9 protein-coding genes are annotated in these 13,204 nt (G+C 46.4%); 2 read left to right on the top strand and 7 right to left on the bottom strand.

From position 1 onward, the window contains the following. Positions 1-20 precede the first annotated feature (20 nt). Together SALWKB2_RS10200 and SALWKB2_RS10195 are read right to left on the bottom strand one after the other, a co-directional pair. Complete coding sequence (locus SALWKB2_RS10200; protein ID WP_025331574.1) at positions 21-896, bottom strand: isochorismatase family protein; 876 nt, start codon at positions 894-896, stop codon at positions 21-23. 31 nt (positions 897-927) lie between these two features. Further along, positions 928-2,541, bottom strand: a complete 1,614-nt coding sequence (locus tag SALWKB2_RS10195) for a (2,3-dihydroxybenzoyl)adenylate synthase (RefSeq protein ID WP_025331573.1) — start codon at positions 2,539-2,541, stop codon at positions 928-930. Between the two features lie 221 nt (positions 2,542-2,762). On the opposite strand from SALWKB2_RS10195, the gene SALWKB2_RS10190 reads away from it, so the two are divergent. Both SALWKB2_RS10190 and basC read left to right on the top strand, forming a co-directional pair. Continuing rightward, the gene (locus SALWKB2_RS10190; RefSeq protein ID WP_038649053.1) at positions 2,763-5,627 is read left to right on the top strand and encodes a condensation domain-containing protein; all 2,865 of its coding nucleotides are present in this window, start codon (positions 2,763-2,765) and stop codon (positions 5,625-5,627) included. 61 nt (positions 5,628-5,688) lie between these two features. Beyond that, a complete protein-coding gene (gene basC / locus SALWKB2_RS10185; RefSeq protein WP_202806258.1) occupies positions 5,689-7,005 on the top strand; it encodes a putative histamine N-monooxygenase in 1,317 nt (438 codons plus the stop codon). A 57-nt stretch (positions 7,006-7,062) separates the two neighbouring features. Here basC and SALWKB2_RS10180 read toward each other — a convergent pair whose 3' ends face one another. The 5 genes from SALWKB2_RS10180 to SALWKB2_RS10160 all read right to left on the bottom strand — a co-directional run bounded on the left by SALWKB2_RS10180 (position 7,063) and on the right by SALWKB2_RS10160 (position 13,081). Then, entirely contained in the window at positions 7,063-9,327 is a 2,265-nt protein-coding gene (locus SALWKB2_RS10180) for a TonB-dependent receptor (RefSeq protein WP_025331570.1), read from the bottom strand. Positions 9,328-9,439: 112 nt separating this feature from the next. Continuing rightward, positions 9,440-10,426 carry a siderophore ABC transporter substrate-binding protein gene (locus SALWKB2_RS10175; RefSeq protein ID WP_025331569.1) on the bottom strand — a complete coding sequence of 329 codons (987 nt, stop codon included), beginning with the start codon at positions 10,424-10,426 and terminating at the stop codon, positions 9,440-9,442. Then, positions 10,423-11,199 (bottom strand): iron ABC transporter ATP-binding protein, encoded by a 777-nt coding sequence (locus SALWKB2_RS10170; protein WP_025331568.1) that lies wholly within the window; start codon positions 11,197-11,199, stop codon positions 10,423-10,425. Before SALWKB2_RS10170 ends, SALWKB2_RS10175 begins: the two co-directional genes overlap by 4 nt. Next, on the bottom strand, positions 11,196-12,143 hold the full coding sequence (locus tag SALWKB2_RS10165; protein ID WP_025331567.1) for an iron chelate uptake ABC transporter family permease subunit: 948 nt from the start codon (positions 12,141-12,143) through the stop codon (positions 11,196-11,198). Before SALWKB2_RS10165 ends, SALWKB2_RS10170 begins: the two co-directional genes overlap by 4 nt. Beyond that, positions 12,140-13,081: an ABC transporter permease gene (locus SALWKB2_RS10160; protein WP_025331566.1), complete on the bottom strand. Its 942-nt coding sequence runs from the start codon at positions 13,079-13,081 to the stop codon at positions 12,140-12,142. The genes SALWKB2_RS10165 and SALWKB2_RS10160 overlap by 4 nt, the downstream gene beginning before the upstream one ends. Between the last annotated feature and the right edge of the window lie 123 nt (positions 13,082-13,204).

Below are 13,204 nucleotides of genomic sequence, written 5' to 3'. Positions count from 1 at the left end.
CTAATTATTTGCAGCCAATTCTAGGCTGAAACAGTTTTATTTTGTTTTTCGATGAGCTGCCACCAGTTGTTTAGTGAAGGCTGCTGACCCAGTACATCATAGCCAATATTGATGTCATACTGTTTCAGTTCTGCGGCAAACTGCATAATGCGTAAAGAATCCAGACCGTAGAGAATCAGGTTTTCTTCGGGGTTAATGGTTTCTTCCGGTATTTCCAGTAAAGTCTGAACTTTTTGTGTCAGCCATGCACGGGTAAGATTATTTGCTGCCGGTAACAATGCCTCTGTAGTAGTGACCTGCCCGCAACAGCCGGCAACATAATTTAACGCTTGCTGGTGTTGCTCCGCTGAGAAGTCAGCCAGTGCATCAGCTACAAAAAATACCTGAATATCCTGCATAAATGCTTCGGCAGCGGTAAGCATACAGCCGATATGCGCATAAACACCACCGATAATCAGCTGATCACGCTGCCAGTTATGCATGTGTGCCAGTAAATCTGAACGCTGAAAAGCGCTATAACGCCATTTGGTCAGTACGGTATCTTCCGGACGTGGTGTCAGGGCGTCAATTATTTTCTGCTCTTCAACAGGTGCGGTAGTAATACCCGCACCCCACATATCATTCAGCAGCGCCCGTTGCTGAGGATTCTGCTGATGCGGCTGGGCGGTATACACCACGGGAATCTGTTGCTGGGCAGCCCAGCTGCGCAAACTTTGCAGATTCTTTATCATTGTCCTGATGAGTGTGCTGTCCTGCTGATAAAAATTCAGAAAATAATTCTGCATGTCATGAATTAATAATACAGAGCGCGCAGTATCAGCTTCCCAGTTGGTTTTATTTTGCGGGATTTGTGCCAGAGCAGGCATCGGATAATCATCGATTTGTTTGATAGTCATGCTGTTTCTCGTTTCTCATTCTGATAATTATTCAGGCAGGATTTTGCTGAAAGGTTTCACGTAAGCGTTTTTTATCGGTTTTGCCGACGGCAGTAAGCGGCAGGCTATCAACAATGCATACCTGATCAGGCAGTTTGTAATGAGCAATACCCAGATTGAGCAGATGGCGTTTCAGGCTCAGAGCAGTTAAGTGCTGATTCTGTGACACAATAAATGCACAGCTCTTTTCACCAAAACGTTCATCCGTAATAGCCACCAGTGCGGCTTGGGTAACATCAGGATGGGTAATCATCAGTTTCTCAATTTCTTCAGCAGCAATTTTTTCGCCACCGCGGTTAATCTGATCTTTAACCCGTCCTACCACTTTCAGGTATCCGTTGCTGTTGCGCTGTACCAAATCACCTGAATAATAAAAACCTTCTGTATCGAAAGCCTGTGCATTGTGTTCAGGGCTCTGGTAGTAACCGCGAAAGGTATAGGGACCGCGTGTTTTCAGCATACCTGTTTCTCCGGCGGGCACTTCGTCACCGTTTTCATCCACCACTTTTACTTCATCATCCGGGCTGATAGGACGCCCTTGAGTAGTGACAATAAGCTCTTCGCTGTCATCCAGCCGCGTATAATTCACCAGTCCTTCCGCCATCCCGAATACTTGCTGCAACTGACAGCCGAAAACATTTAATACCTGTCGTGCCACTGATTCCGGAAAACTGGCACCGCCTACCTGAATTAATTGTAGTGAGTGCAGCTTTTCCAGTTGCTCAGGTGCCTGCTGTAACCACATAGATACGGCACTGGGTACAAGCGAAGCCATGGTCACCTGATGCTGTTCAATCAGGCTGAAACAGCTCAGAGGTTCAGGGCTTGCCGCCATTACCACACATCCGCCGGCATGAAATACACCCAGAGCGCCGGGTGAGCTCAGCATATAATTATGTGCTGCCGGCATGGCACAGAGTAATCGGGTATGCTGATTCAGAGCGCAGATTTCGGCACTGGCACGCACGCTGTAATCATAATCATTGTGCGTACGCGGAATGAGTTTCGGCGTACCGGTACTGCCGCCGGAAAGCTGGAAAAAAGCCACTTCATCTGCCGGCGTAGCAGCATAATGGCTGATATCAGATTGCGCAGTGGTATACCAGTCCGGCAGACTTTCATCATCAGCAAAGGCATTGAGCATTAAAGTTAAAGCCGGTGCCAGCTGTAAAGCAGCCAGTTCAGTCAGAAAATCATTTCCGCTGAATACTTCATGATGACGTGAAGCCACCAGCAGCCGGGGTTTAATCTGGCTGAAAAAACTCTTTAATTCATGCTGACGATGATTAAACAGTGCATTCAAAGGCACAATACCGGCTTTCAGCAGAGCAAAAAAGACAATATAAAATTCGGCAATATTAGGTAGCTGCACTAGTGCAGTATCACCTATGCCAAAGCCCTGTGCGCTCAGTCGGGCTGCCAGATTATCAGAAAGCTGATTTAACTGCGCATAACTGAAATGCCGTTCACCACAGATAATCGCAGTTGACTGCGGAAACTGTCTGGCTGTTTGTGTCAGAACGCGGGTTAACGGCTGATCCAGCCAGTAACCTTTCTGGCGGTATTTCCGGGCTAAATCTTCAGGCCAGTGTGTATAGCTAATCATCTTATCAGCCTTTTTTCTATCTGTTAAACCAGCTGAATCAGACAAAAATGTTGATTAATCAAAATAAATTGAATCATCCAACATTTTTCTGATGGTCTGTTCAGGGTTGCTAATTACGGTTTTCTGTAGTGATAAATTTTAGTTAAATGAAACTGGTAATCATTTTCATTTACCTGTATCATCGTCAAAAATCGTAAATTTGTCAACAGAGTAAAGAAATAATGTGTGAACTTACTTCAATGCAGTCTGCATGCTGGTTTGGGCGTGTGCATGACGCCATGCTGGGTGGTGTAGCTGCGCATCTGTATACCGAATTCAATGGCACTCAGCTGGATTTAGACAGGCTCAGGCAGGCAATTGAATGTCTGTACCGGCGGCATGAACTGTTACGTTTGCAACTGAATGCCGAAGGTGAAGTAAGGATCAGAGATACGCTGCCGCAAAATGTATTGGAAATAGATAATTTTTTACATTTATCTGAGGCACAGCAGCAACAGAAACTTGAAGACAAACGCCGACAATGGACACATCAGCAACTTAGTCTGGATGAAGGACAGACAGTGCGTTTTTCTGTCAGCCTTCTGGGTAATCAGGTTTTCCGCCTGCATATAGATGCCGATATGATTGCCGTTGATCCTTCCAGCTTCCGGATTCTGATGGAGGATCTGGCTCAGTTTTACGCAGACAGTACCGTCTGTCTGCCTTTACCGCCATCTTTTTATGACTGGCGCAACAGGATTCAGCAGGATCTGTACCAACGCCAGCAGCAACAGCGTGCTCGTCAGTGGTGGCTGTCACGCATGGATACTATAGCACCTGCGCCTGCTTTACCTTTAAAGCAACTAACCCCGGCCGGAGCACAGAGCACACGCTTAAGTGCAATTATCGGTGCAGAGCAGGCATTGCTGTTACGCCAGTTTGCCCGTCAGCAGCGGTTAACCTTTTCTGCTCTGATACTGGGGTTGTTTGCCTATACATTGGGCAAAGTCACCCATGATCGTGCTTACCGGCTTAATGTGCCGTTTTTCTGGCGGGAACCGCTTTTGCCTCATATTGACCGAACCATTGGTGATTTTGCTGATTTGGTGCTGTTAAATGTTGATATGACTGAAACGCCTGATCTGGAAACTTTTTGCCGGCGTCTGGCGACTGAATGGCGGCAATGTCTGGATCACCGGCAATTCAGTGGTGTTAATGTAATGCGGCGATTGTCACGTCATCATGCTACGCCGCAAAACGCACCGGTAGTATTTACTGCCGCAGTCGATTTACCTGAAAAAAATCTGTTCTCATCCAGGGTACATGAGCATTTTGGCAGTATGGACTGGTGTATTTCACAGGGGCCGCAGGTGGCACTGGATGCACAGTTTGTGCAGCTAAATAATGATTTACTCATTAATTGGGATATTCGTCTGGATGCATTAGCCGATACATGGGTAAACAAACTGTTTGAACGTTTTCTGACTCTGCTGAATACATTGATTGCGCAGCCGGAATATTTTTCACGCCCGTTAACTGAATTGAATCAGTACCTGAATATTACCGAGTCTGATGAAAAAGCCACCCCTTTAAACTCTCTGCAAAAATCCTATTTGTCCGGCCGAAGTACCGCTTTTGCGCTTGGCGGTGTGGCGATGCAGGAATTTCGCGAATATGCCGGAACCCTGGATTTACCCGCATTCAGGCAGCGTCTGGCTGATATGGTACAGCATCATGCCAGCTTAAGAACCTGTATTGATGTCAGGCGTTGTGTACAGTGGGTAAATCCGCAGGTAATTATTAATTTAACTGAAATCAATCTGTGTGGAGAAGAGCCGGCAGCAGCTACCGAAAAAATTGACAGTTTTCGCCGGCGTTATCAGCAGGAAATATTTGATTTACAGGAATCGCCGTGGGATATCACACTTTTTCAGTTATCCGCACAACAGTTTATTGTCTTTGCGCGCTTTGATGCGCTGATTCTCGACGGACGGTCTATTGCAGCGCTGATGTGTGAGTTATTCACAGATACGGAGCTGAAAGAGGCGCCACTGCTGTCTGAAAACAGGCAGCAACCGGATAGTCAGACTTATAACACAGCACTTGCCTACTGGCAGGCACAGTTGCAGCCTGTTACGAGCATTCCGCAATTACCCTGGAAACAACCTTTAGCGACACTGGAAACTTCACCCTATCAGCGACAAAGTGCCGTATTGCCGGCAAAGACATTCGATAAATTATGTCAGTCAGGTTTACGGCAGGGACTCTTTAAAAATTCCTTATTGATGGCGTTGATTCTGGCGGTATTAAATCGCTGGCAGCAGACACCCGGCCTGCTGTCGGCAGCGGTACCGGTTTTGCCGCTGTATGAGGGTGAATTCTCGAATCAATCCACTTTTGTTGTGGTCTGCTGGTCATCCGCAACCGGGTTTATCGAACAGGCGGCTAAGTTACAAAAGAATATGCTGGACGGTTTGCAGCATCTGGCCTTTTCCGGTGTGGACTTGGCAAGATTACTATTTGAGCAGCATGGCGAAGCACCGGTTTTACCAATCGTTATTACTAATGGATTATCGTGGCCGGTGTTACCGGCGGGTAGCGCAGTTCATTATGTTAACGGGTTAACTCAGACACCACAGGTAGCGATAGATATTCGCTTTATGCTCAGTGATGACGGCGCATTGCTGTTTAATATTGATTTTGCACAGGCTGCCATAGATGCAGCCATCATTCACGATTTTCTCGCAGTTCTGGTCAGCGTCTGTCAGCAACTGGCAGATCAGGGTCTGGAAAATATTGATTCCGTATTAAATCAGACATTATCCGGTATCACAATCAATCCGAATGGGCAGTGTGCTGATGCGCTTATCCGCCAAAGAGAACAATTAGAACATATTTACCGCGATACGCTGAATATCGAACAAACCATAGTTATTGAACATACCCGGCCATTCAGCCAGCTCGGATTACGCCCTGCGCATGTAAAAGAAATTACCAGCCGGATAAATCACAGTTTCAGACTGACTCTGAATCCGCGCCAGTTAATCGGCTGCCGCAATATGAAGGAAGTGGAACAACTGATCCGGGCAGAAATGGATTCAGTATAAAAGCATTACATGTTGTAAACATTTAAATACTTAACTATTTGTACATAGGGACGGAAGAAACATGGATATGAAACAAACGGATTTGGCAGGTATTGGGATTGGTCCTTTTAATCTGGGGCTGGCGGCATTATTATCTGGTCATTCAGAAGTCAATGCAGTATTTCTGGATAAAACGCCTACTTTTCACTGGCATGCTGGCCTATTATTGCCCGGTACCACATTGCAGGTACCCTTTCTGGCAGATCTGGTTACCATGGCTGATCCGTGTCATCCCTTAAGTTATCTTAATTACCTGTGTCAGCAGGGGCGCCTGTATCAGTTTTATTACTATGACCGTTTTCTGATTCCGCGTCAGGAATATGATGATTATTGTCGCTGGGCAGTACGCCAGTTGCCATCCTGTCATTTCGATGCCTGTGTCAAGGCAGTAAGTTATGATTATCGTCAGGAAAGATTTATTCTCGAAAGTGAATCTGCAGCCGGAGACAGACAGATTTTTTCCAGTAAAGATATTGCTGTCGGCGTGGGTACCAAACCTTACCATCCTGAGTGGCTGAAAAACACCAGCCATCCGCTGATACAGCATTCAGCGCAATTTACCTATATGCAGAAACAATTGCAGGAATGTAAACAGGTTACCGTGGTCGGGGCAGGGCAAAGTGCCGCTGAATGTGTGCTGGCTCTTTATCGCGCATTGCAGCCGGAACAAATCCGGGCAGGCGCGTCAATCCGCTGGATTACTCGTTCTGCCGGTTTTCATCCGATGGAGTTTTCCAAACTGGGGCAGGAGTGCTTTACTCCGGTATATATGCGTTATTTCCAGACACTGACACCGCAGAAACGGCGTGAAGTCAGTGCTGGTCAGGGGCAGCTTTATAAAGGAATCAGCTTTGCCACCATTGGCGATATTTATGATTTATTGTACGAACGAACCATTGCCGGTGCACCGGCAGGGCTGACACTATTTTCTAATTGTGACGTGCAGTCGGTAGAAATACTGCCTTCTGGCGTAATTAATATGACCTGTCTGCATACTCAGCTTAATCAGCAACAAACCATTCAGACAGATGCAATTGTGGCAGCCACCGGCTACCATCATCAGTGGCCGCAATGGTTTGAAGAGCTGAAAGGCAATGTTCTGCAAACAGATGAGCGCAATGACTATCTGGTTAATGAAGACTTTACCGCTGTACGCTGCGATAGTGGTAAAGGGCGGATTTTTATTCAGAATGCCGAAATCGCCAAGCAGGGGGTTGGTTCACCTGATCTGGGTATGGGCGCAACCAGAAATGGTGTGATTATTAATCAGCTTCTGGGCAGGCAATATTACCGGGTACCGGAATACTCGGCCTTTCAGCAATACGGATTACCGCAATAAACTGCTGCTTATAAAAAATCGCCCGAGAGGGCGATTTTTTAACAGGCCGGAAATTTTTTAAAAATCATACGAACCGGATAAAAGGAAAGTTCTCGGTGCACCTAAAGACAGATTGGACAGGCGCGGCATGCCCCAATATGCTTTGTTGGTTACGTTCTTCACTTCTGCGCGCAACGTAAACGGATGGCCGGATACTTTGGCATTGTAGCGGGCGCCAATATCAAATACGGTATGACCGGGTACCGATAAACTGTTTTCCTGATTCAGATATTGTTTCGATACAGCTGTCGCATTGGCAGAAAGAGTAACAATGCCGGCTGCGGCTTTAATATCCCATTCTGCACCCAGCTTACCCTGTAGTTTAGCCACACCCGTAGCGATATTGCCTTCATTGGCATGTTTTGCCAGTTTAGTCAGCTCCGGTTTAATGTAGCTGGCACCGCCTATCAGACGTACTGTCTCAATCGGCGAGGCTATAAACGTCCATTCAATGCCGCGGTTACGCTGCTGACCGCCGGATGTAAACTCATTGGTTCTCAGATCAGTATAACTATTGGGTTTTTTGATGTTAAATATACTCAGAGAATTAACCAGATTGCCGTAATCCCATTTTATCCCCAGTTCAGTCTGCTTGGTTTTATACGGAGCAAACACCTTGGGATAATTAGCTGCTGTGATGGGGGCTGAATCACCCTTGGTCAAACCCTCAATATAATTGCCGTAAAGTGATACATGATCTGTGGCTTTAAACAGAAGAGCCACGCCCGGAGTCAATGCGTGTTTTTTGTATTCAGTTAAAACAGGTTTACCCATCAGGCTCAGATTATCACTTTTGACTTCCTGATAGCGCAGACCTAAAGTCAGCTGCAGTTTATCATCCATGAACGACATAATGTCGGCCATCCCATAGCTTCTGAGTTGCAGCGAGCTTCTGGAAATTGGCGGAACATCAAAGGGTACAGACTTACCCCATGTCGGATCATACATATTGGTTATCCATGTAGCCCATGGAATACTTCTGACACCGAAATCATGCTGATTATGCTTGTAGTAAGTAGTATTAACCACCCATTGATGATTTACCGGACCAGTATCGAACTGACCTTTAAAGCCCACATCTGCTGATTTCTTGTCCAGATCAAATGCCAGCTGCGCTATTATGGTCTGAATGGTGCCTTTGTTATCCAGTAGATTGGCTGAAGTAGCACCATTGTATTTATAATTGGTTTTACTGCGCCCGAAAGCCGCATAAGCAGTAATATTGTCTGTAATATCAAATTCACCGCGCACCATAGCTCCTCGGTCTTTATTGCTGACATAAGACCAGTCGGGGTTAATCAGCGTTTTCGGATTTGGTGGTGAGGGTACTTTCATATTTTTACCCAGATTGATACCGCGTACTACTCCGTCCACTTTGTCATTGGCCATATAGATATCGGCAGAAACCCGTGCACGGTAGCCGCGCCAGTCCATTCCTATTGAACCAAGCTGGGTTTTCAAGTCCTGTTTTCTTACAGGGCCGGAACCATCCTGATAAACCCCGTTAACCCGAATCCCGAACTGTTTGTTCTGCCCGAACCGGCGGCTCGCATCAACCGTTCCGCCCCATTGTGAATCAGACATATAGGTAGGCGTTATCCGCAGCAGAGGCTCATCACCTGCACGCTTGGATACTAGATTAACTGTGCCGGCAACAGAACCGGCAGGCGGCATACCGTTTAACAGTGCGGACGGTCCTTTCAATACCTCAATGCGTGAAAACATGGCCGGCGGTGTACGGTAATAGGGGGCAATACCAAATAAACCGTTCATCGACATATCGTTGGTGTCAGACTGAAAGCCGCGGATATAGTAATTTTCACTCCAGCCGCCGATAGCGCCATTGGTAAATACCGAAGGGTCAGTAGCAGCAATGACATCAGTGACATTTCTTGCCTGAGAATCCTCAACGAATTTATTGGTATAGCTAACGGTATTAAATGGCGTTTCCATCGCAGTTTTATTGCCAAGAAAACCAAGACGGCTGTCTTTAGCCACAAAACCGCCGGAGTAAGTTGTTTTTCCGCCTGCTTCCACCACCACATCAGCCAGAACAGCTTCACCAGTGGATTGAGTATTCTCGGTAGCTGTTTTTTTCACTGCAGGTTTGGCTTTATCATCAGCCGGTTTCGCATATATAACCGGAGTGTAAAGCAGCATGGCGCTGGCAATACTCAATATCAGCGCTTTGGGTGAGGAAGTGAACGGATGCAGAAAATTTTTGCTTCGGTGTCTGACCGCAGGCAAAGCCTCTTGCCTGCGGTGATGTGCGTGTTTACCCATAGATTTCTCCTTGTTAACTAAACTCACGCAATACATTTAACGGATGGATTTATTGGTAGGGTCTGGTTTTCTTATTTATACAGCTTATTATTCTGCTGTAATTGAAACAAAGTTATTGATAGCCTTTCACCACATCCTGCATAAGCAGTCGCATCGAAGTAGGGCTGGCTCCGGTGGTATACCATGCATCGGCATCCACAAAGACTACCCGGTTGTTTTTCCATGCTTTGGTAGCGCGTAATAACGGATTAGTTACCTGTGCAGCGCTAATCACCGGCTGATGCTCCATAACTGAGGTACGGTCAATAATGTACAGAATGTCCGGATCAGCCCGTTTAATAAATTCACTGGAAATCGGCTGTCCGTGCAGGCTGGTGCTGAGGTCATTACTGGCCGGTTTAACCCCCAGATCACTGAAAACGAAGCCGTAGCGTGAATCCACCCCGTAATTACTGAAAGAGCCATTGTTATAGAGTACTACCAGCGCTTTTTCCGGCCGGTCTTTAGTCACGGCACGAACTTTACTGACTTCCGTATCCAGCTCAGCAACCTTGGTGCGGGCTAAATCTTCACGATTAAAAATCTTACCCAGAGTCAGCAGATGATTTTTAATGGTGTCCAGATGCCCGTGTTCGCTGTTATTGAAATTGATTTCATAATAGAGCGTAGGTGCAATCTGTGTCAGTTCCTGATAATGGTCTTTCTGAATCGGAGTCATTAAAATCAAATCAGGTTTCAGAGTATGGATACGTTCCATATTCGGCTGCACAATGCCGCCTAAATCGGCAATATCATCATGATTCTGTTTGTATTTATCCAGAAAATGCGGAATAAAATCCTTGGGCATTCCGGCAACAGGCACATTTAACTGATCTAGAAAGTCCACTTCATTCATATCCATTGCGGCTACACGCTGCGGAGTGTGATCAATTGTAGTCGTACCAAGCTGATGCTTGATAATAAGCGGCTCACTACGCTTCTGTACCGCAGGCGAAGACGCAGAAGCCGGCTTTTTATCACAGCCGGATATGGTCACCATTGTTGCTACTGCAATCAGCCCCAGCAGACTGACAGCACATTTTTTGAGTTTCCCGTTCATATTTTACCTTTCGACTTTTGAAAATACTGACAGACATAACCATGTTTATTGTGACTAATTTCAAAATCCAGCTCATACAGTTCACTCAGGCGTTCTTCAGTAATGACTTCCTGAGCAGGACCGCTGAAACTTAACTGTCCCTGTTTTAATGCGACAATATAATCTGAATAATTTGCAGTAAAATTAATATCATGCACCACCATAATGACAGTTTTCCGCTGCTCTTCACTCAAACGCCGGATTGCTGCCATGATTTGTACTGCATGATTCATATCCAGATTGTTTAAAGGTTCATCTAGCAGCAAAATTTTGGTTTCCTGAGCAATAGTCATCGCCAGAAAGGCCATTTGCCGCAGCCCGCCGCTTAATTCATCTATATACACATCACGCAGGGCACTGAGCCCGAGAAAATCGATTGCCTCGTCCATAACCTGATGGTCTCTGGCTGAGAGTACCCCATGCCCGTAGGGAAAACGGCCGAACGACACCAGCTCCTTAACCGTCAGCCGCAAACCGAAATAAGGAGATTGCCGTAGTGTCGCGACCAGACGGGCATAATCAGCAATGCGGATGCCGGCAATATCCTGCTTATCAAACAGAATATTGCCTTTAGTCGGCGAAAGCAGCCGTGCCAGAATCATCAGCAGAGTGGATTTCCCTGCACCATTGGGGCCAATCAATGCAATCACCTGCTGCATCGGCAGCTCCAGATTAATATTGTTCAGCACCGGCCGATGACCATATACTTTGGAAATATTCTGAATAGAAATCATGCCATTCCTCGATGACGGACAATAAGCAGCAGAAAATACACCCCGCAAATCAGATTAATTAAGATACTGACTGTCGTTTTATAATTAAACACATGCTCCACCAGAATCTGTGCAATCAGAAACACCGCAATAGCTACCGCACTGGCAAATAACAGAATCCGTTTATGCTGATAATGGCCGGCGAAGGCATAAGCCATATTGGCAATAAATACCCCCATAAAGGCAGTCGGACCAACCAGACTGGTCGAAACAGCGACCAGTACAGCAATCAGACCGAATCCCCAGCGCACATAACGGGCATAATCGACACCAAGCGAAACAGACTGTTCCTCTCCCAGAGCCATCACATCCAGAGTAGTCAGATACGGATATCCCACCAGTCCTACAGCCAGCATGGCGACAAAAGCATATAAAAGCGTCTGCGTTTCGGAATGATTAAAAGATGCATAATTAATTCCCTGAAAAACAGAAAATTCGCCCGGGCTGATTTTAAGGACAATAAACTGCGTTAATGTGGTGATAACCATAGTCAGCACCATACCGAACAAAAGCAATAACCACAGACTGTGGCGTGCACGCGGCAGCAGATAATGATGAATAAGCCACGAATAAAACAGCATTAATCCGACTGAAGCAAAAAAATTCCCGTTCAGCCCCAGCAGCCCCAGACTGCTTTGTCCCAGAAAGAACAGCAGCAAGACCTGCCAGAACAGATATACTGCCTCATAACCCATAATTGCCGGAGTCAGAATCCGGTTAGTTACCAGCGTCTGAAACACCACAGACGAAACCGCAATACAAATACCTGCCAGCAAAATAGTAGCCAGACGCAGTAATCGCTTGGGCAGCACATATTCAAAATCAAGACCGGAATCAAACAGCATAAAAAATACCGCCAGTCCGGCAATACAGGCGCAAAGCAGCCAGAATTTGCGATTCATCATCGTAGCCCCCGTAAAATCAGCAGCAAAAAGACAATGCCGCCAACTGCACCGGCAGTAAGGCCAATAGGTATTTCAAAGGGGTAGATCAGCAAACGACCAGTAATATCACATCCCAGCAGCAGGCATGCCCCGCCCAGCGCGACAACGGGTAAAGTTCTGGCTAAATGTTCACCGTATTTAATCGCCACCAGATTCGGAATCACCAGACCGATAAAAGGAATAGAACCAACCGTAATCACCGTAGTCGCAACAGTAACTGATACCAGCATCAATCCAATAGCCACAGTCGTTTTATAGCTTACGCCCAGACTGGCAGCCATCTGCTGCCCCATACCCACTACAGTAAACCGGTTGGCAAATACATAACTCAGAATAATTACCGGCACAAGCACATACAGCAATTCATAATGCCCCTGCACCACACGGGAAAAATCTCCCAGCAGCCAGCCCTGAACATTTTGTAAAAGATTATTTTTATAGGCATAAAACTCAGCTGCAGCACTTAAAACACAGCCATACATCAGCCCGATTACCGGAATCAGCACAATCTGCTGATAGCGGATTCTGGCAATAATCCAGATGTAAATCAGTCCGGCAACAAAGCAGAACAGCAGAGCTGCCAGCATCTTACTCAGCACACCGGCAGAGGGAAGCAGTACCAGCGAAACCAGAATGCCGAGTTTGGCTGCATCCAGCCCGCCGGCTGTTTCCGGCTCCACAAATTTATTGCGGACAATATGTTGCAGAATCACACCACCGATAGAAAGCCCCATACCTGTGAGCACAATCGCAATCAGACGGGGAAAGCGGCTGGCTTTGACAGTTAACCAGTCAGCATCAGAACCGGACAGCAGACCTGTCCATGAAACCGGATCAGTGCCTACCAGCAAAGACACAATACATAAAACAATAAATACACTGATCAGAATACGGTACATCAGTGATATATCCTGCTACAGCGATGACTGATTACAGCCGTGGTTACAAAGTCATCACCATATAAAACCGTAAGCCGGTAAGCTAAATTTTGCTCCGGCATCGGCTGATACAGACTCAGCATT

It is taken from the genome of Snodgrassella alvi wkB2, from assembly GCF_000600005.1.
Taxonomy (GTDB): domain Bacteria; phylum Pseudomonadota; class Gammaproteobacteria; order Burkholderiales; family Neisseriaceae; genus Snodgrassella; species Snodgrassella alvi.
The sequence above is the reverse complement of the archived record's forward strand: the minus strand, read 5'-3'. Positions and strand labels throughout refer to the sequence as shown.